Annotated in this window: 20 protein-coding genes; 14 read left to right on the top strand and 6 right to left on the bottom strand. The window is 72.0% G+C overall.

Going from position 1 to position 18,945, the window contains the following annotated elements:
• Positions 1-29 precede the first annotated feature (29 nt).
• Both EXE59_RS09240 and EXE59_RS09235 read left to right on the top strand, forming a co-directional pair.
• On the top strand, positions 30-578 hold the full coding sequence (locus EXE59_RS09240) for a SigE family RNA polymerase sigma factor (protein ID WP_135838642.1): 549 nt from the start codon (positions 30-32) through the stop codon (positions 576-578).
• The gene (locus EXE59_RS09235) at positions 575-1,831 is read left to right on the top strand and encodes a hypothetical protein (protein WP_135838641.1); all 1,257 of its coding nucleotides are present in this window, start codon (positions 575-577) and stop codon (positions 1,829-1,831) included. The genes EXE59_RS09240 and EXE59_RS09235 overlap by 4 nt, the downstream gene beginning before the upstream one ends.
• A gap of 1 nt (position 1,832) precedes the next feature.
• On the opposite strand, the gene EXE59_RS09230 is transcribed toward EXE59_RS09235, so the two are convergent.
• Both EXE59_RS09230 and EXE59_RS09225 read right to left on the bottom strand, forming a co-directional pair.
• The gene (locus EXE59_RS09230; protein WP_135838640.1) at positions 1,833-2,456 is read right to left on the bottom strand and encodes an L-threonylcarbamoyladenylate synthase; all 624 of its coding nucleotides are present in this window, start codon (positions 2,454-2,456) and stop codon (positions 1,833-1,835) included.
• Between the two features lie 6 nt (positions 2,457-2,462).
• Positions 2,463-3,506, bottom strand: a complete 1,044-nt coding sequence (locus tag EXE59_RS09225) for a 4-hydroxy-3-methylbut-2-enyl diphosphate reductase (protein ID WP_135838639.1) — start codon at positions 3,504-3,506, stop codon at positions 2,463-2,465.
• Between the two features lie 70 nt (positions 3,507-3,576).
• On the opposite strand from EXE59_RS09225, the gene xseA reads away from it, so the two are divergent.
• Positions 3,577-4,830 (top strand): exodeoxyribonuclease VII large subunit, encoded by a 1,254-nt coding sequence (xseA, locus tag EXE59_RS09220; RefSeq protein ID WP_246056663.1) that lies wholly within the window; start codon positions 3,577-3,579, stop codon positions 4,828-4,830.
• Positions 4,823-5,035, top strand: a complete 213-nt coding sequence (locus EXE59_RS09215; protein ID WP_135838637.1) for an exodeoxyribonuclease VII small subunit — start codon at positions 4,823-4,825, stop codon at positions 5,033-5,035. The genes xseA and EXE59_RS09215 overlap by 8 nt, the downstream gene beginning before the upstream one ends.
• Here the strand turns inward: EXE59_RS09215 and EXE59_RS09210 are convergent.
• Positions 5,032-5,574 carry a DUF4245 domain-containing protein gene (locus EXE59_RS09210; RefSeq protein ID WP_168218465.1) on the bottom strand — a complete coding sequence of 181 codons (543 nt, stop codon included), beginning with the start codon at positions 5,572-5,574 and terminating at the stop codon, positions 5,032-5,034. The two genes, EXE59_RS09215 and EXE59_RS09210, sit on opposite strands and share 4 nt — an antisense overlap.
• A gap of 108 nt (positions 5,575-5,682) precedes the next feature.
• On the opposite strand from EXE59_RS09210, the gene EXE59_RS09205 reads away from it, so the two are divergent.
• From EXE59_RS09205 to glpX, 5 genes are read left to right on the top strand one after another with little or no spacing between them, the layout of a single operon-like run.
• Complete coding sequence (locus tag EXE59_RS09205) at positions 5,683-6,090, top strand: TOBE domain-containing protein (RefSeq protein WP_135838635.1); 408 nt, start codon at positions 5,683-5,685, stop codon at positions 6,088-6,090.
• The gene (gene modA, locus EXE59_RS09200) at positions 6,087-6,839 is read left to right on the top strand and encodes a molybdate ABC transporter substrate-binding protein (RefSeq protein ID WP_135838634.1); all 753 of its coding nucleotides are present in this window, start codon (positions 6,087-6,089) and stop codon (positions 6,837-6,839) included. Before EXE59_RS09205 ends, modA begins: the two co-directional genes overlap by 4 nt.
• The gene (modB, locus tag EXE59_RS09195; protein WP_135838633.1) at positions 6,836-7,618 is read left to right on the top strand and encodes a molybdate ABC transporter permease subunit; all 783 of its coding nucleotides are present in this window, start codon (positions 6,836-6,838) and stop codon (positions 7,616-7,618) included. The genes modA and modB overlap by 4 nt, the downstream gene beginning before the upstream one ends.
• Positions 7,619-7,623: 5 nt before the next feature.
• Positions 7,624-8,568: a sulfate/molybdate ABC transporter ATP-binding protein gene (locus tag EXE59_RS09190; RefSeq protein ID WP_246056660.1), complete on the top strand. Its 945-nt coding sequence runs from the start codon at positions 7,624-7,626 to the stop codon at positions 8,566-8,568.
• Positions 8,569-8,578: 10 nt separating this feature from the next.
• The gene (glpX, locus tag EXE59_RS09185; protein WP_210428942.1) at positions 8,579-9,595 is read left to right on the top strand and encodes a class II fructose-bisphosphatase; all 1,017 of its coding nucleotides are present in this window, start codon (positions 8,579-8,581) and stop codon (positions 9,593-9,595) included.
• Here glpX and EXE59_RS09180 read toward each other — a convergent pair.
• Positions 9,560-10,393 (bottom strand): alpha/beta hydrolase, encoded by an 834-nt coding sequence (locus tag EXE59_RS09180; RefSeq protein ID WP_168218464.1) that lies wholly within the window; start codon positions 10,391-10,393, stop codon positions 9,560-9,562. The two genes, glpX and EXE59_RS09180, sit on opposite strands and share 36 nt — an antisense overlap.
• A gap of 91 nt (positions 10,394-10,484) precedes the next feature.
• Here EXE59_RS09180 and EXE59_RS09175 point away from each other — a divergent pair, with 91 nt between their 5' ends.
• Complete coding sequence (locus tag EXE59_RS09175) at positions 10,485-11,405, top strand: alpha/beta fold hydrolase (protein ID WP_135838629.1); 921 nt, start codon at positions 10,485-10,487, stop codon at positions 11,403-11,405.
• A gap of 75 nt (positions 11,406-11,480) precedes the next feature.
• On the opposite strand, the gene galK is transcribed toward EXE59_RS09175, so the two are convergent.
• Positions 11,481-12,635 carry a galactokinase gene (gene galK / locus EXE59_RS09170; protein ID WP_281280302.1) on the bottom strand — a complete coding sequence of 385 codons (1,155 nt, stop codon included), beginning with the start codon at positions 12,633-12,635 and terminating at the stop codon, positions 11,481-11,483.
• Positions 12,636-12,743: 108 nt separating this feature from the next.
• On the opposite strand from galK, the gene EXE59_RS09165 reads away from it, so the two are divergent.
• From EXE59_RS09165 to EXE59_RS09150, 4 genes are read left to right on the top strand one after another with little or no spacing between them, the layout of a single operon-like run.
• Positions 12,744-13,985, top strand: a complete 1,242-nt coding sequence (locus EXE59_RS09165; protein WP_210428941.1) for an extracellular solute-binding protein — start codon at positions 12,744-12,746, stop codon at positions 13,983-13,985.
• The gene (locus EXE59_RS09160; RefSeq protein ID WP_135838626.1) at positions 13,982-14,926 is read left to right on the top strand and encodes a carbohydrate ABC transporter permease; all 945 of its coding nucleotides are present in this window, start codon (positions 13,982-13,984) and stop codon (positions 14,924-14,926) included. Before EXE59_RS09165 ends, EXE59_RS09160 begins: the two co-directional genes overlap by 4 nt.
• Positions 14,926-15,798 carry a carbohydrate ABC transporter permease gene (locus EXE59_RS09155; RefSeq protein WP_135838625.1) on the top strand — a complete coding sequence of 291 codons (873 nt, stop codon included), beginning with the start codon at positions 14,926-14,928 and terminating at the stop codon, positions 15,796-15,798. Before EXE59_RS09160 ends, EXE59_RS09155 begins: the two co-directional genes overlap by 1 nt.
• Before the next feature lie 7 nt (positions 15,799-15,805).
• On the top strand, positions 15,806-17,071 hold the full coding sequence (locus EXE59_RS09150) for an ABC transporter ATP-binding protein (protein ID WP_135838624.1): 1,266 nt from the start codon (positions 15,806-15,808) through the stop codon (positions 17,069-17,071).
• A 131-nt stretch (positions 17,072-17,202) separates the two neighbouring features.
• Here EXE59_RS09150 and EXE59_RS09145 read toward each other — a convergent pair whose 3' ends face one another.
• A complete protein-coding gene (locus EXE59_RS09145) occupies positions 17,203-18,834 on the bottom strand; it encodes an alpha-amylase family protein (RefSeq protein ID WP_425464532.1) in 1,632 nt (543 codons plus the stop codon).
• Positions 18,835-18,945: the final 111 nt, after the last annotated feature.

Below are 18,945 nucleotides of genomic sequence, written 5' to 3'. Positions count from 1 at the left end.
CTCACCATGAGAGGTGCGCGGGAGGTGACATGGCCAGGACCGACGACGAGGAGTTCGCCACCTTCGCGCGCGCGTCCGCCCCGGGCCTGCGACGCACGGCGTACCTCATGTGCGGCGACTGGGACCGCGCCGCCGACATCACGCAGGAAGCCCTCATCCGCGTCTACGTCGCCTGGCCCCGCCTCGACCGGGGCCACGGCCGACACGCGTACGCGCGTCGCGCCGCCGTGAACGTCGCGATCGACCAGGTCCGGAAGCGTTCCACGTCCGAGCGGCCCACTGTCGAGCTCGTCGACGCGCCGGTCCCAGACGTGAGCAGCCAGGTGCTCGACCGGGCACTGCTGCTGACTGCCCTCGCGGAGCTCCCTGCACGGCAGCGGGCGTGCGTCGTGCTCCGCTACTACGAGGACCTGAGCGTCGAGACGGTCGCCCGGACGCTCGGCTGCCGACCGGGCACCGTGAAGAGCCAGACCGCTCGCGGGCTGGAGGCCCTGCGCGCTGCCTACGCCCGGCACGGCGGCGAGCTGCGCACCCCCGCGCCGGACGTACCCGCACAGGCCCAGGAGGTGCTGCCGTGAGCACCGACCTGCGCACCGCGTTGCGCGAGGCAGTCGCGGACGCGCCGGCGTACGACGTCGACCCGGACGACGTCATCCGCGCAGGTGGACGTCGGAGGAGACGGCACGCCGGAGCGGTGGTGGGCGTGTCCGCGCTCGCGGCGGCCGCGGTGGTCGTCACGGTCGTGCTCGCGGGACACGAACGCCCCGACCCCGCCCCGGCACCCGCCGAGATCGTCCGGCTCGACCTCGAGGACAGCGCGGCGGTCGACCTGGACGTCGTCGCGTCGACCCGCACCAGCTGGGACAACGACCGCGACTCGCTCGCGTACGACCGGCTCGCGGGGATCACGGCCGACGGCCTCGTGCTTCACACCCGGTACACCGACGACCGCGGTCACGTGGAGGTCGGGTTGCTCGATCCGGCCACCGGCGTGACGGACTGGCTGCCGCCCCTGCCCGGACGCCCTCCAGAGGTCACACCGGTCGAGCTGGGCGAGGGTCGACTTGTCCTGGCCGAGTGGATGCACCAGGGTCGGACCTTCCACCTCTACGACCGTGGGACGCGCACCTGGCAGAGCAGCGTCGTGCACGTGAGCGGAGCGTGGGAGCGGCACGTGCCGCCCCTGGTACGGATGGGCCCGGACGACCGCGTCTACGTCGGCAGCACCATGGAGGGCGAGTCCGCTCCTCTGCACTGGTGGTCGGCGCCACTGGACGAGGGCGGTCGTGCGCGCGTGGAAGAGGGCCTGGAAGGCGTCGCGGTCGCGTGGGCTGGTGGAGCCGTCGTGCGTGCCGCGGCCGACGGCCGGGTCGTCGTCGTCGCACCGGACGGCGAGACAGAGCTCTCCGACCGTCGGCCGGACGGGTGCAACGCGCCGGCCTCGTTCCCCGAGGCGGCTCCCACCGTGCTGTGGGCCGGGGACAGTCCGGTGGTGACGTACCTCTGCGACAGCGGGTCGGACGTGCCGGGCTCGACGACAGTCGTCCACGACCGACAGGGCGGACGCGCAGTCGAGGTCGCCGACGCGACAGTGGTCGCCGCGGACGACTCCCACGTCGTCCTGGCGGGACCGTCCGACGGCGTCGACCACCCCGGGGTCTCCTCGACCTACGTCCTCGACCTCACCGAGCTCACCGTCGCCCGCATCGGCGGCGGACTCCACGACACCCAGGCCGCGCTCGCTGCTGGCCTGCTGCTGTGGAACACACCCGGACCCCGGGACAGCCAGGACGCCTACGACGTCGTCTGGAAGGTGGCCCGGCTCGGGTGAGTCACTCCTCGAAGCGCGACACGTCGCCCGCCCCGTGGCGTACGACGACGGGCTCCGCCTCGGACCAGTCGATCACCGACGTGGGCTCGGCCGTGACCTCGCCCGACTCGACCACGACGTCGACGACGTGGTCGAGGTCCTCCTTGATCTCCCATCCCATCGTCCGCGCCTCGGTCTCGCCGGGGAGGATCAGCGTGCTGGTGAGGATCGGCTCGCCGAGCTCCTCGAGGAGGGCGCAGACGAGGGTGTGGTCGGGAATGCGGACGCCGACGGTGCGCTTCTTGGCGTGCATCAGCCGCTTCGGCACCTCGCCCGTCGCGGGCAGGATGAACGTGTACGGCCCCGGCGTCGCGGCCTTGATCGCCCGGAACGCGTGGTTGTCGACGTGGACGAACTGCCCGAGCTGGGAGAAGTCCTTGCACATCAGCGTGAAGTGGTGGCGGTCGTCGAGCTCGCGGATCCGCAGGATCCGGTCGCGGCCGTCACGGTTGCCGAGCTGCGCGCCCAGGGCGTAGCCGGAGTCGGTGGGATAGGCGATCAGCGCATCGTCGCGGAGCGCCTCGACGACCTGGGTGACGAGCCGCGGCTGCGGGTTGTCGGGGTGGATGTCGAGGTAGCGCGCCATGCCCGGTCAGGCCTTCTGCGCGGCGCGCAGGTCGCGGCGCAGCTCGGGCGGCAGCGCGAAGATCAGGGACTCCTCCGCCGAGTGCACGGCACGGGCGTCGGGGAACCCGCGCTCGGACAGGAACGCGAGCACGCCCTCGACGAGATCCTCCGGCACGGAGGCGCCCGAGGTCACGGACACGGTCTCGACGCCGTCTAGCCAGGCCTCGTCGATCTCGGTGTGGTCGTCGACGAGGTACGACGCCTTGGCGCCGGCCTCGAGCGCGACCTCCACGAGGCGTACGGAGTTGGACGAGTTGCGCGAGCCGACGACGATCACCAGGTCCGCGGCCAGCGAGATCTCCTTGACCGCGAGCTGCCGGTTCTGCGTGGCGTAGCAGATGTCGTCGCTCGGCGGGTCGAGCAGCAGGGGGAACTTCTCCCGGATCGCGGCCACGGTCTCGAGGGTCTCGTCGACGCTCAGCGTGGTCTGCGAGAGCCAGGCGACCTTGGCCGGGTCGCGTACGACGATGCCGGCGACGTCGTCAGGGCTCTGCACCAGCTGGATGTGCTCGGGCGCCTCGCCCGCGGTGCCCTCGACCTCCTCGTGACCCTCGTGGCCGATGAGCAGGATGTCGTAGTCGTCGGAGGCGAAGCGACGCGCCTCGTGGTGCACCTTGGTCACCAGCGGGCACGTGGCGTCGATGGTCTTGAGGCCCCGCTCGGCGGCCTGCGCGTGGACCGCGGGCGAGACGCCGTGGGCGGAGAACACCACGGTCCGGCCCTCGGGGACCTCGTCGAGCTCCTCGACGAAGATCGCGCCGCGCGACTCGAGGTTGGCCACGACGTGCTTGTTGTGCACGATCTGCTTGCGGACGTAGACGGGCGCGCCGTAGAGGTCGAGGGCCTTCTCCACCGTGATCACGGCCCGGTCCACGCCGGCGCAGTAGCCGCGGGGAGCCGCGAGCAGCACGTTCTTCGCGGTCTCCGGGTCGAGGACGGGCGGAAGGCCGAGGTCGGTGGCGCCGTCCTGAGCAGACGACGCGCCAGCGGCGTCGTGTCGAAGGGTCATGGGCCCGAGTCTACGGGCCGCGCCAGCCTGCCTGCGCCGCCGTGTCCGACCCCTCCCCTATCCTCGCGGCGTGCCCTCACTCCGCGACGCCACGGTCGAGTCGCCGGCCCCGGTGCGGGCCGTCGCCAACGCCGTCTCGCAGTGGATCGACAAGCTCGGAGCCGTGTGGGTCGAGGGGCAGATCGCGCAGGTCAACCGCCGCCCCGGCATGCAGACGGTCTTCATGACGTTGCGCGACACGGTCGCCGACATCTCGGTGACCCTCACCTGCCCCCGCTCCCTCGTCGACTCGATGAACCCGCCCCTCGTCGAGGGTGCGAGCGTCGTCGTGCACGCCCGGCCCAGCTTCTACGCCAACCGCGGCTCGTTCTCCCTCGCCGCCCGCGAGATCCGCATGGTGGGTCTCGGAGAGCTCCTCGCGCGCCTCGAGCGCCGCCGCCAGCTGCTCGCTGCCGAGGGTCTCTTCGCCGCCGAGCTGAAGCGTGACCTGCCGTTCCTGCCCGGGCGGGTCGGGCTGGTCACCGCGCCCAACAGCGCCGCCGAGCGCGACGTCCTCGAGAACGCCCGCCGCCGCTGGCCCGCGGTGCGCTTCGAGGTCGCCTACGCCGCGATGCAGGGCACCCGGTCGGCGGCGGAGGTGATGGAGGCGCTCGACCGGCTCGAGCGCAACCCCGACGTCGACGTCGTGGTCGTCGCCCGGGGCGGCGGCTCGATCGAGGACCTGCTGCCGTTCTCCGACGAGGCGCTGGTCCGTGCGGTGCACGCCATGCGCACTCCCGTGGTGTCCGCGATCGGCCACGAGCCCGACCAACCACTGCTCGACCTCGTCGCCGACGTGCGCGCCTCGACCCCTACCGATGCCGCCAAGCTGGTGGTGCCCGACATGGCCGAGGAGCTCAATGGCGTCACCTGGGCGCGTGACCGGCTGCGCCAGGTCATCACCCAGCGGGTGGCCGGCGAGCAGGAGTGGCTGGCCCAGGTCCGCTCCCGTCCGGCCATGGCCGACCCCCGCAACCTGCTGACCGTCCGGTCCGACGAGCTCGGCGACCTGCTCGCCCGCGCCCGGCGTACGCTCTCGCACCGCCTGGACCGGGCCGCCGACGACATCGGTCACCAGCGCGCCCGCGCCCAGGCGCTGTCGCCGCTCGCCACGCTGCGACGCGGGTACGCCGTGCTCCAGGACGCCGACGGACACGTCATCACCTCGGTCACGGGGGCCGCCGCCGGCGCCGCGGTGTCCGTGCGGGTCGCCGACGGCCGGATCCACGCCACCACCGATCGTGTCGAGACAGCCACCCTGGTCGAGGAGGACCCCGATGAGTGACGCCACACCTGGTCAGCCCAGCTACGAGGAGGCCCGCGAGGAGCTCATCGAGGTGGTGCGCACCCTCGAGGCCGGCGGGACGACCCTCGAGGAGTCGCTCGCCCTCTGGGAGCGCGGCGAGGCGCTGGCCAAGGTCTGCCAGCAGTGGCTCGACGGCGCGCGCGAGCGGCTCGACGAGGCCATGGGCACCGAGCCGGAGAGCTAGCGGGTCAGCAGCCCCAGGTAGGCCTCGATGTCCTCGACCGGCGCCGAGCCGTAGACCAACAGGGCCTCGTCGCCGATCTCGGTCGAGTACCCGCGGTCGCCGCCCTCGTCGCTCCACGTCTGCCAGGTGTCGGTGATCTCCGAGTCGATCCTCGCGTCCTCGCCGGACTCGGCCTCCTCGTCGACGTAGAGCTCGACGAGCGCGTCCACCGACGCGTCCTGCTGGCGGATGCCGACGAAGCGACCCTCGTCGGTGAGCACGCCCATCCCCCAGCGCGGGTCGTCGCCGGCGGACAGGTCCACGCTCGTGGCGATCCAGCCCGCCGGGAGGTCACGCGGGTGGACGACGTCGAGGTCCGCGTGCTGGGCGAGCTCGACGCTCTCCTGCCAGTCGACCGCCACCGGCGTGTCGTCGACATCGGTGCGGAACAGCCCGCGCCAGGCCACGAAGGCCAGCACCGCGATCACCGTGACGATGAGGGCGCCGGTCATGCCCCCGAAGGAGCGCGTGTACCGACTCGGCTGTCCCTGCCCACTCACGCTGCCATCCTCCCAGCCCGCCCGTAGCCCTGTGACGGCGACACCCGGGAAACCGCAGACGCGGAACATCACGCCGCAAAATGCCCGCAGGTGCGGCATACTTGCGCCGTGATCACCTACCGACTGGCGGAGGCCGCCGAGATTCTCGCGGTCAGCGACGACACCGTACGCCGGTGGGTCGACGCGGGCCGGCTCCCCTCGAGCCGTACAGAGGGGCGGGCGACGGTGACCGGTCCCGACCTCGCGGACTTCGCCGAGCAGCTCGTCGAGTCCGGCGAGGTCGCCGAGCGCGACCGCACGCGTGCCGGCACCGTCAGCGCGCGCAACCGGATGAGCGGGATCGTCACGCGGGTCAAGCGCGACCACGTGATGGCGCAGGTGGAGATGATCTGCGGCCCGTACCGCGTCGTGTCGCTCATGAGCGGCGACGCCGCCGACGAGCTCGGCCTCGAGCCCGGCGTACGCGCCATCGCCAGCGTGAAGTCCACCAACGTGGTGGTGGAGGTGCCCCGGTGAGGGGTCTGGCCGCACTCGTCCTCCTGCTGCCCCTCTCGGCGTGCGGCGGCGACGACGAGACCCTCACCGTGCTCGCCGCCGCGAGCCTCACCGAGACCTTCACCGAGCTCGCGGCGACCTTCGAGGACGAGCACCCGGGCGTCGAGGTCGAGCTGGTCTTCGGCTCGTCGACCACCCTCGCCGGGCAGGCGGTCGACGGGGCGCCGGGCGACGTGCTGGCGACCGCCGACGAGACGTCGATGGCGCTCGCCGAGGACGGCAACGCCCTGGCGGGGTCCGCGGACGCCTTCGCCAGCAACCAGATCACCCTCGTCACGCCGCCCGAGAACCCCGCTGGGCTGGAGTCCTGGGCGGACCTCGACGACCCCGAGGTCGACTACGTCGTGTGCGCGTCGAGCGCCCCCTGCGGCGCGGTCGCCGCCGCCGTGCTCGCCGAGGAGGGCGTCACCGCCACCCCGGCGAGCGAGGAGGTCGACGTCAAGGCCGTGCTGGCCCGCGTCGTCCAGGGCGAGGCCGACGCGGGCCTCGTCTACCGCACCGACGCCGTCGCGGCGGGCGACACCGTCGAGCAGATCCCCCTCGCGGAGGAGGACGCGTCGGCGTACGCCACCACCTACTACGTCGCCCGCCTCGCCGGTGACGACCCCGAGCGCGCCGACCTGGCCGCCGAGTTCGTGACGCTCGTGCGCAGCAACCAGGCCTTCGAGGTCCTCACCGAGGCCGGCTTCGGCGGGATCGTGCGCGAGTGACCGGCCCCCGCCTGGGCCGGGCGCCCGCGGTGCTGCTCGTGCCCGCCGCGGTCGGCGTCGCACTGCTGGTGGTGCCCCTGGCGACCCTGGTCCTCGACACCCCGTGGCGTACCCTCCCCGAGCACCTCGGGTCGGAGGTCGTGCGCGAGGCGCTCGGCATCACCGCCCTCAGCAGCCTGCTGACCGTCGTCGGGTGCGTCGTCCTCGGCACTCCCCTCGCGTGGCTCCTGGCCCGCGTCGACTTCCGGGGTCGCCGGGTCGTGCGCGCGCTCGTGCTGGTGCCGCTCGTCCTGCCCCCTGTCGTGGCGGGCGTCGCCCTCGTCACCGCGCTGGGACGCAGTGGCCTGGTCGGCCAGCACCTCCCCTTCTCGATCCCGTACACGCTGTCGGGCGTCGTGCTGGCGCACACGTTCGTGTCGCTGCCGTTCTACGTCCTGGCCGTCGAGGGTGCGCTCCGCACGCACGGGGCGTCGTACGACGTGGTGGCCGCGACGCTGGGCGCCGACCGGTGGACGACCTTCCGCCGGGTGACCCTCCCGCTGGCCGCACCCGGGGTGCTGGCGGGGAGCGCGCTGGCATGGGCCCGCAGCCTGGGCGAGTTCGGCGCGACCATCACGTTCGCCGGCAACTACCCCGGCACCACCCAGACCATGCCGAGCCTGATCTACGTCGCCCTCAACAGCGACCCCGCCGTCGCGCGGACCCTGAGCCTGATCCTGCTCGTGCTCTCGGTGGGGGTGCTCGTCCTGCTCCGCGAGCGCTGGGCGGTGGCGCGATGATGCGCGTGGCGGTGGACCTCCCCGGTCGGGTGCGCGCCGACGTGACGGCCGAGGAGGGCGAGGTCCTGGTCGTGATCGGTCCCAACGGCGCCGGCAAGTCCACCCTGCTGCGGGCGATCGCGGGTCTCGAGCCGGGCCGGGTGCAGGTCGGCGACGCCGACTGGACCGACCTCGACGTGCCGCAGCGCCGGGTCGGCTACGTCTTCCAGGACCAGAGCCTGTTCCCGCACCTGTCCGCCCTCGACAACGTCGCGTTCGGGCCGCGGGCACGGGGCCGGGACCGCGCGGACGCCGATCGCGCCGCCCGCGCCTGGCTCGAGCGCTTCGGGATCGCCGACCTCGCGGACCGCCGACCCCGCGAGCTCTCCGGCGGGCAGGCCCAGCGCGTCGCGATCGCCCGCGCGCTCGCCACCGAGCCCGACGTGCTGCTGCTCGACGAGCCGTTCTCCGGTCTCGACGTCTCGGTCCAGATGGCGCTGCGGATCGAGCTCAGCCGGCACCTGCGCGACTTCGCGGGCGTCGCGCTGCTCGTCACCCACGACGCGATCGACGCGCTGACCCTGGCCGACCGGGTGCTCGTGCTCGACGACGGGGAGGTGGCCCAGGCCGGACCTCCGGCGGAGGTCGCCGCGGAGCCCCGTACGCCCCACGTGGCGCGCCTCGTCGGGCTCAACCTCGTCACCGGCGGTGAGGAGATGATCGCCTTCACCCCGGACTCGGTGGTGGTCTCGCTCCACGAGCCGGAGGGCTCGACCCGGCTGCGGTGGCACGGCCCGATCGCGTCCCTCGCGCCGCACGGCGACGCCGTACGCCTGCTGGTCCACGCCTCCCCCGACCTGCTCGCCGACCTCACCCCCGCCGCCGCGACCGAGCTCGGCCTGGTGCCGGGGCGCGAGGTGTGGCTGTCGGCCAAGGCGACCGCGGTGAGCCGCTACCCGGCGCGTCGATAGCATGCGCGCCATGAGCGCCCCCTCCCCCCAGCTCGTCCCGATGCCCGAACGCAACCTCGCCCTCGAGCTGGTGCGCGTCACCGAGGCGGCCGCCATGGCCGCCGGCCGCTGGGTCGGCCGCGGCGACAAGAACGACGCCGACGGCGTGGCCGTCGAGGCGATGCGCCACATGATCTCCACGGTCGAGATGCGCGGCACCGTGGTCATCGGCGAGGGCGAGAAGGACAACGCCCCGATGCTCTTCAACGGCGAGGAGGTCGGCGACGGCACGGGCGCCGAGTGCGACGTCGCGGTCGATCCGATCGACGGCACCACCCTCACCGCCAAGGGCATGAGCAACGCCATCTCGGTGCTGGCGGTGTCGCCGCGCGGCTCGATGTACGACCCGAGCGCGGTGTTCTACATGGACAAGCTGGCCACTGGGCCGGAGGCCGCCGACGTCGTCGACATCAGGCTGCCGGTCAAGGAGAACGTCACCCGCGTCGCCAGGGCCAAGGGCCTGTCGGTCCACGACGTCACCGTGGTGCTGCTCGACCGGCCGCGCCACGCGAAGCTCGTCGAGGACATCCGCGAGACCGGCGCGCGCATCAAGTACATCACCGACGGCGACGTCGCCGGCGCGATCATGGCCGCGCGCCCCGACACCGGCGTCGACCTGATGCTCGGCATCGGCGGCACGCCCGAGGGGATCATCACCGCCTGCGCGATGAAGTGCATCGGGGGCACGATCCAGGGCCAGCTGTGGCCCCAGGACGACGACGAGCGCCAGCGCGCGCTCGACGCCGGCCACGACCTCGACCCCGACGTCGTGCTCGGCACCGACGACCTGGTGACTGGGGACGACGCCTTCTTCGTCGCCACCGGCATCACCGACGGCGAGCTGATGCGCGGCGTCCGCTACCGCGGCGAGGGCGTCACGACGCACTCGCTCGTGATGCGCTCGCGCAGCGGCACGGTGCGCTCGATCACCGCCGAGCACCGGCTCTCGAAGCTACGCGCTCTGTCCTCGATCGACTTCGACAGCTGAGACAACCGGGCGCGGGCGCAGCGCCGCCGACACGGCGGTGATGACGGCCGGGTCGAACGCCATCCCCACGTGGGACGAGCGCACCTCGACCGCGGTCGCGGCGGGGTCGATGCACGCGCGCCAGTCGACGATGCCGTCGCGGCGGGAGAAGATCGCAGTGAAGTCGACGTCGTCCGGCAGCGGCGCGCGCGCCTGGTCGAAGCTCTCCTGGGCGCACCGGCCCGCGACGCAGTCCTCGGCCATCAGGCGCCGCATCCCGGCACGGTTGAGCCGCACCAGCAGGTCGACGCTGCGCGCCAGCGACGCGTGGTGCGCACCCGGCGCGAGCATCGGGCTCCCCATCGTGACGATGCCGGCGACGAGGTCGGGACGGCGCGCCGCGACACCCCGGGCCAGCATCCCGCCGAGACTGTGGCCCACGATCCGCACCCGTGCTCCGCGGCGCTGCGCGATCTCCTCGAGCCGCTCCTCGAGCTGGGCTGCCGCACCGAGCGTGCAGCCGACGTTGGCGCGTACGTCGGCGCGATAGGTCCGGAAGCCCTGGTGGCGCAGCGACCGGCTCATCGGCCCGAGCGAGGAGTCCCCCGCCAGGAATCCCGGCACCAGCAGCACTGGCTCGCCCACCCGTACGGGCTGTGAGCCCAGGGGCGTACGTCGGCGCTCGCCGCGCGAGGCGAAGGCGTGGGCGGCGTAGCGGCCGACCTCGGTGACCAGCGATCCCTCGCGCAGCACGGCCGCCACGGAGGGCTGCGAGAAGCCCTCCGGCGTCAGGAATGCCGCCACTGTGCGCTGGGTCACAATCATCGAACATAGCCCAGAGGCCGCGTGGAATGCGGGATGTCGCCCACGTTGCCAACTTGTGGGGACGGTCGTCGTGTTCACTGGGGTCATGTCCCCACGTCGTACCTCCACCGAGGCGCCCGTCGTCTCCGACGAGCTCTTCGCACCGGTCGGCAACGAGGTGGAGCTCTGCTACCAGACCTTCGGCGACCCCGACGGCGAGCCCCTGCTGCTCGTGATGGGCCTCGGCGGCCCGATGAACTGGTGGGACACCGAGCTCTGCCTGAGGCTCGCCTCGGCCGGCTTCCACGTCGTCCGCTACGACAACCGCGACACCGGCCGCTCGACGCGGATCCGGGCGCGGGTGACGCGCGGTCAGCTGGTCCGCGCGTTCGGCGGACGCAGGACCCGTGCGCCGTACTCGATGTCGGACCTGGCCGGCGACGCGGTCGCCCTGATGGACCACCTCGGCTGGGACTCCGCGCACGTCGCCGGCATCTCGATGGGCGGCATGATCGTGCAGACGGTCGCCATCGAGCACCCCACGCGGGTCCGGTCGTTGACCAGCATCATGTCGACGACCGGTCGGCGCACCGTCGGCTGGCAGGACCCCCGGATCATCCCGGCGCTGCTCGCACCCCGCAAGGCAGGACGCGAGTCGTACGTCGCGACCAGCGTGGCGTTCTGGGCAGTCATCGGGTCGCCCGCCTGGCCCGCGTCCCCCGAGCGCCTGGCCGAGCGCGCCGGCGAGACCTTCGACCGCGGCTACAGCGCGAACGGGACCATGCGGCACATGCTGGCCGTCCTCGAGCAGCCGGACCGCACGCAGCGGTTGCGCAGCCTGCGCGTGCCCGCCCTCGTCGTGCACGGGACGGCCGACAAGATGGTGCACCTCAGCGGCGGCCGGTCGACGGCGGCCGCGATCCCCGGCGCCGAGCTGCTCACCGTCGACGGGATGGGCCACGACCTGCCACCCGAGCTCTTCGACACGTTCGTCGAGGCGATCGCGCGCACGGCCGACCGGGCGTAGCCCCCGCTGGTCGAGGAAGGACGCAGTCCTGTCACGAGACCCAGGGGGTTTCGTGACGGTCGCTGCGCGACCTCCTCAACCAGCGATGGGGTGCGCCCCCGCCGCCGGGGTCGCGGTGAAGAGCGACGGCTCGCCGAAGCCCGCGTCGGCGAAGGCGGCGCGTACCGCCTCGCCCGCCGGCTCGACCGCGCTCTCCGGCACCAGCCCGATCACGCAGCCGCCGAACCCGCCGCCGGTCATCCGCGCCCCCAGCGCGCCGGCCCCGTGCAGCGCGTTGACTGCCGTGTCGACCTCCGGGACGGTGATCCGGAAGTCGTCGCGCATCGAGACGTGCGAGGCAGTGAGCAGCGGCCCGATCTCGGGCAGCCGGCCCTCGTCGAGCAGGCGCACCACCGAGAGCACCCGGTCGTCCTCGGTGACCACGTGGCGGACGTAGCGCCGCAGCTCGTCGTCGTCGAGCCGGGCCAGCGCGTGGTCGAGGTCGGCGGCCGCCACGTCGCGGAGGGCGGGTACGCCGAGCCGACGCGCTGCCTCCTCGCAGCCGCTGCGCCGGTTGCCGTACTCGCCGTCGGAGTGCTGGTGGGGCGCGCGGGTGTCGGCGACGAGCACGGCAAGGCCGCTACCGGCGAGGTCGAGGGGCACGGCGCGCGTCTCGTGGCTGCGCATGTCGCAGAACAGGGCGTGGCCGGCCCGGCCCCGCAGGCTGACGAGCTGGTCCATCCCGCCGGTCGGCGCCCCGACCGCGTCGTTCTCGACGTCGCGGGTCAGCGCGAACAGCGCCGCGTCGTCGAGGTCGAGGCCGAGGTGGTCGTCGACGGCCCGCGCGACCGAGCACACGAGCGCGGCCGAGGACGACAGCCCCGCGCCTGAGGGCACGTCGGAGTCGACCTCGAGGTCGAGCGCCGGGACCTCGACGCCACGGTCCGTCAGCAGCCACAGCGCGCCGAGGACGTAGCGCGACCACTCGGGCACGTCGGGTGCCGCGGCCAGTCCGGAGCGGCGTACGACGACCGGCTCGGGCTGCTGCGCGGAACGCACCGACCAGCCGTCCGAGCCCGCCGGACCGGGCGCCACGGCGGCGGTGCATCCCACCTCGAGGGCGAACGGCAGCACGAAGCCGTCGTTGTAGTCGGTGTGCTCACCGACCAGGTTGATGCGCCCGGGGGCACGCCACACCGTCATCGAACCCCTTTTCGCGTATACCCGTTGGAATGGGATGAATGTTGCCAAACCGTGTCGAGGGCCACTAGACCAGAGGCTCAACTAGACACGAGGAGGGCGCGGATGTCACGAGCACCGTCGATCCGGCAACGGGGCCGGCCAGGGGGAAGACGGAGGGTGGCACCGCTGGCCGCGCTCGCCCTCGCGAGCTCTCTGCTGGCCGCCTGTGGTGGCGACAGCGGCACGCCCGAGCTCGTCTGGTACATCAACCCCGACAGCGGCGGCCAGGCCGCGGTCGCCGAGGCATGCTCCACGGACGAGTACACGATCACCACCCAGGTCCTCCCGCAGGACGCGAACCAGCAGCGCATCCAGCTGGCCAGGCGGCTCGCCGCCGGTGACTCCGGGATCGACATCATGAGCATCGACCCGCCGTTCACCGCGGAGTTCGCAGAGGCCGGCTACCTCGCCGAGATCCCCGAGGACCTCCAGCAGACCTTCCGCGACCAGGCGTTCGAGAGCGCCGCGACGGCGGCGACGTGGGAGGACCAGCTCGTCGTGGCGCCGTTCTGGTCGAACACCCAGGTCCTCTGGTACCGCAAGTCCCTCGTCGAGCAGACCGACCTCGACATGGAGCAGCCGGTCACCTGGCAGCAGATCATCGAGGCCGCGTCGGCCAACGACGCGACGGTCGCCGTCCAGGCGAACAAGTACGAGGGCTACTCGGTGTGGATCAACGCCCTGATCTCCGGCGCGGGCGGCGACATCGCCTCCGAGACCGAGCGCGGGGCCGACGCCCAGGTCGACATCGACTCCGACGCGGGCCGCGAGGCCGCAAAGGTGATCGCCGAGCTCGCCTCCTCCGAGGCCGCACCCGCCGACCTGTCGATCGCCCAGGAGGGACAGGCAGCCGCCACGTTCGGCGGTGACCGTGGCGCGTTCATGGTCAACTGGACCTACATCCTCAACGGCGCCGGCTACTCCGACGAGGTCGTCGACGACCTCGGCTGGGCCCGCTACCCCCAGACGGTCGAGGGCGAGGAGTCCCGGCCTCCGTACGGCGGGATCGGCATCGGGGTCAGTGAGTTCTCCGACGACAAGGAGCTCGCGGTGGGTGCACTGGAGTGCCTCACCAGTCCCGAGAACCAGGCGCTCAACGCCGAGCTGACCGGCAACATGCCGTCCAGCGAGGCCGGCTACGACGAGCAGAAGGTGCAGGAGCTGTTCCCGGGCGACCTGCTCGAGCTGTTCCAGGAGAGCCTGGAGGCCGCCGCGCCGCGCACCGCGTCCCCGTACTGGAGCGACATCTCCGGCGGCATCCAGAGCACGTGGCACCCGCCGTCCGGGGTGGACGAGCAGACGCCGGGGCAGGCCAAGCAGTTCATCGAGGACGTGCTCCAGGGAAGGAGCCTGCTGTGACCGCCACCCAAGCACCTCCGAAGCAGGACTCGGCGCGACAGGCGCGCGCGGTCGGCAGCGACCGGTCGAAGGCGGAGAACCGCCTCGGCCAGAAGCTGGTCGCCCCCGCCGTGGTCCTGATGCTCCTGGTCACCGCCTACCCCATGCTGCAGGCGCTCTACTTGTCGATGTTCCGCTACCGCCTCACGGCGCCCGACGACCGCGAGTTCATCTGGTTCTCCAACTACGCCACCGTCCTCACCGACAGGCTCTTCTGGCAGGACACGTGGAACACCCTGCTCATCATGGTGGTCACGGTGGCGATCGAGCTGGTCATCGGCTTCGCGTTCGCGATGGTGATGCACCGGGTCGTGTTCGCGCGGGGAGTGGTCCGGACCTCGATCCTGATCCCGTACGGCATCATCACCGTGGTCTCCGCCTTCGCGTGGCAGTTCGCGTTCAGCCTCAACAACGGCTTCGTGAACAGCTGGGTGCCCTTCATCGAGGACAACTTCAACTGGTTCGGCGACCACTGGCCGGCGATGTTCGCGATCATGGTCTCCGAGATCTGGAAGACCACGCCGTTCATGGCCCTGCTGCTCCTGGCCGGCCTCTCGCAGGTCTCCGAGGACATGCTCGAGGCGGCCAAGGTCGACGGGGCGACGTGGTGGCAGCGCCTGACCAAGGTGATCCTGCCCAACATGCGGGCGGCGATCATGGTCGCGGTGCTCTTCCGGGCGCTCGACGCCTACCGCATCTTCGACAACATCTTCGTGATGACGAAGGGCGCCCAGGACACCGAGTCGGTGTCGTTCCTGACCTATCGCCAGAGCATCGAGCAGGTGCAGCTGGGCCTCGGCTCGGCGCTCAGCGTGCTGCTGTTCCTCAGCGTGCTGCTGCTGGCGTGGGGAATCGTGAAGGTCTTCCGGGTCGACCTGGCCCAGGCGAGGGGTGAGGGCTGATGGCAGGCAACACGAACAAGACCACGGCGGGCACCTGGGTCGGCTTCGTGCTGATCCTCGTGTGGTGCCTCCTGCCCGTGGCATGGATCATCTCGCTGTCCTTCAAGGGCCCCGGCGAGACCGGTGCGGGGAGCGCCCAGTTCCTGCCGAAGGACCCGACGTTCCAGAACTACCGCGACATCCTCGGCATCGGCTCGGTCACGCCGGGACAGGAGGCGACCGCGGGCGACTTCATCGACGCGCTGCGCAACTCCTTCTTCATCTCGCTGATCGCCACCGTGCTGGCCGTCATCTTCGCCACGCTCGCGGCCTACGCGATCGCCCGGCTGGAGTTCAAGGGCAAGCGGGTGGTGCTGACCATGGCGCTCGCGATCGCGATGTTCCCGGTGGTCGCACTGGTCGGACCGCTCTTCGACATGTGGCGCACGGTCGGCCTGTTCAACACCTGGCCGGGCCTGATCATCCCCTACATGACGTTCACGCTGCCGCTGGCGATCTGGACGCTCTCCGCGTTCTTCCGCGAGATCCCGTGGGAGATGGAGCAGGCGGCCCAGGTCGACGGGGCCACGTCCTGGCAGGCGTTCCGCAAGGTCATCGTCCCGCTCGCCGCACCCGGCGTGTTCACGGCGGCGATCCTGACCTTCTTCTTCGCCTGGAACGAGTTCGTGCTGGCCATCTCGCTGACGTCGACCACCGGGTCGCGCACCGTGCCGGCCCAGCTCTCGTTCTTCGTCGGGCCCGACCCGTTCAACCCGCCGTACGGCACGCTGGCCGCCGCCTCCGTGGTGGTCACCGTCCCGATCATCGTCATCGTCCTGCTGTTCCAGCGCAAGATCGTCGCCGGCCTCACCTCCGGCGCAGTGAAGGGGTGATCAGCTCATGGCTGCCATCGAGATGAAGAACATCGTCAAGCAGTACGGCGACGGCTTCCCGGCCGTCAACGACGTGAGCATCGACGTGGAGGACGGCGAGTTCCTGATCCTCGTCGGACCGTCGGGGTGCGGCAAGTCCACGCTCCTGCGGATGATCGTCGGACTGGAGGACATCACCGACGGCGACATGGTCATCGGGGGGAAGAAGGTCAACGACCTCGCCCCGCGTGACCGCAACCTGTCGATGGTCTTCCAGAACTACGCGCTCTACCCGCACCTCACCGTCTACGAGAACATCGCGTTCCCGCTGCGGCTGGCCAACAAGCCGGACTCCGAGGTCGACGAGAAGGTGCGCGAGGCCTCGAAGACCCTCGAGCTCGACGAGCACCTCGAGCGCAAGCCCGGCAACCTGTCGGGCGGCCAGCGCCAGCGCGTGGCGATGGGTCGCGCGATCGTGCGCGACGCCGAGGCGTTCCTGTTCGACGAGCCGCTGTCCAACCTCGACGCCAAGCTGCGTGGGCAGATGCGGACGGAGATCTCGCGCCTGCAGAAGCGGCTGGGCATCACCACGGTCTACGTCACCCACGACCAGACCGAGGCGATGACGCTGGGCGACCGGGTCGCCGTGCTCAAGCGGGGTGTCCTGCAGCAGCACGCGACCCCGCGCGAGCTCTACGAGAACCCGGCCAACCTCTTCGTCGCCGGCTTCATCGGCTCCCCGCCGATGAACTTCCTGCCGGCCAAGGTCGAGGGCGACAAGGTGGAGCTCCCGTTCGGCACGCTGACCATCCCGGAGGACAAGGCCGCCCGGGCCCAGGGCAAGGGGCTGCTGATCGCCGGCATCCGGCCCGACCACTTCGAGGACGCCTCCGTCGTCGACGGCGACAAGGTCAGCGACGAGGCGACGTTCAAGGCCACCGTCGACGTCGTGGAGTGGCTCGGCAACGAGGCGTACGCCTACATCCCGTTCGAGGCGCCCGACGAGGTGCGCAAGCAGCTCGCCCAGCTCGAGAAGGACCTCGACGGCGAGTCCCTGCGTACGCAGCTGGTGGTCTCCCTCGACGGGGCGAGCCGGATCGCGGAGGGTGACGAGGCCACGATCTGGGTCGACGCCCGCAAGATCCACCTCTTCGACCCGGCCACCGGTGAGAACCTCACCATCGACAGCGACAACGCCGGCATCATCCCCGGTGGCAACGCGATGGCCAAGGCCGAGGAGGTCGGCAAGGAGCAGGACGACGTGCAGCCGGGGGCGGACACCGCGAGCGCGTGACCAGCTCGGCGGGCAGTCAGCGGGTGGGCTGGGAGGGGTAGTCCGACGCCTGATGGGTTGTACGCCCCTCCAGGTGGCGGACTCCCCGCTCGGGCGGGGACTCCAGCACCAACAGGGGAAGTCCGCGCCGCTCAGCCGAGGTGCAACCAGGCCGCGGCGTACGGCTCGAGCCGCACCGCACCGTCGTGCAGGTCGGGCGCGCTGCCGGTGAGCGCGTCGACGAGGCCGTCGTCGTGTAGGCCGAGCCAGTGCAGGACGTCGGCGGCCACCCACGCCTCCCGCCCCGTCACGTTGTAGGCCCCGAGGAGCGGGCCGTCGGGGTGCCGCCGCACGACGAGCAGCACCCCGCTGTCGCGCGGGTCCCAGATCTCGGTCGGCGATGCGGCGTGCAGGTGCGGCAACGCCCGGCGTACGTCGAGGAGGTGGCGCAGGCCGGCGGTGAGGCCGTGCGGGTCGGCGCCGGTCTCCGAGTCGACCACGGCCCACGGCATCGCCGGCCGGTGCACCCAGCGGTTGTCGGCGGCGTGGGCGGGGTCGTCGGCCCAGCCGGCGTCGTTGAGCAGGCCGAGCTCGTCGCCCATCCAGATCACCGGCAGGCCGCCGAAGCCCAGGACGATCGCGTGGGCGAGCAGGATGCGTCCGACGGCACCGGGGTCGCCGGCCTCGAGCCCGGCCAGCGAGGCCAGCGAACCCGAGATGCGCCGGTCGCCGGTCTGCTCGTTCTGCTGGAAGACCAGGCCCCGCGCCCACGACCCCGGGAACGCACCGGAGTACCAGTCGGACAGGAAGCGCCGGTGCGCGAAGGGGTCGAGGCCGACCGCCCGGGCGTCCTCGTCCGCGATGGCCCAGCCGATGTCGTCGTGGCAGCGCACGTAGGTGATCCAGGCGGTGGTGGCCGGGGGCTGCGGCAGCTGCTGGAGGGCGTGGGTGGCCAGCCGGGTGTCGCCGGAGGCGAGCATCGACCAGATCTGCACCATCAGCCCGTTGTGGTAGGCGAGGTCGCTGACCCGACCGGCGTGCTCCCCCACCCCGAGGTAGGCCGGCAGGTCGGCCGGACCGACGATCGCCTCCGCCTTGAACAGCACCGCCGGCGCGGCGAGGCGCGCGACGGCGCGCAGGGCGCGGGTGAGGTCGTGCACCTCCGGTTGGTTCTGGCAGCTGGTGCCGAGGCGCTTCCAGATGAAGGCGATCGCGTCGAGCCGGAACACCTCCACGCCCAGGTTGGCCAGCGACAGGATGATGTCGGCGAACTCGCACAGCACCGCGGGGTTCGACCAGTCGAGGTCCCACTGGTAGTCGTTGAAGGTCGTCCACACCCAGCCGGCCAGGTCGTCGTCCCAGGTGAAGTTGCCGGGCGCGAAGTCGGGGAACACCTCCGGCAGCGACGCCTCGTACGCGTCCGGCACCTCCCGGTCGGGGTGGACGTGGAAGTACGCCCGCTTGTCGGGGTCGCCGGCCCGGGCCGCGGCGGCCCACTCGTGCTCGCGCGCGACGTGGTTGAGCACCAGGTCGAGGCACAGGCTGATCCCGTCGGCGCGCAACGTCGTCGTCAGCTCGCGCAGGTCCTCGAGCGTACCGAGGTCGGGGCGGACGGAGCGGTAGTCCATCACGGCGTAGCCGCCGTCGTTGGGTGCCGGGCGCGGCGTCAGCAACGGCATCAGGTGCAGGTAGCCGACCCCGAGGTCACGGAGGTACGGCGCCCGCTCGCCGACGCCACGCAGCGTCCCGGCGAACCGGTCGGCGTACGCCGCGTAGCCCACCATCGAGGGCCGCTGGAACCAGTCCGGCTCGCGCAGCCGCCGCGCGTCGAGCTCGCGCAGGTCGGCGGGCCGCGCGTCGTGGGCGGCACGTGCGATCCCGGTGAGCGTACGTGC

It is taken from the genome of Nocardioides eburneiflavus (assembly GCF_004785795.1).
GTDB lineage: Bacteria > Actinomycetota > Actinomycetes > Propionibacteriales > Nocardioidaceae > Nocardioides > Nocardioides eburneiflavus.
This window is presented reverse-complemented; position numbering and strand designations above follow the sequence as displayed.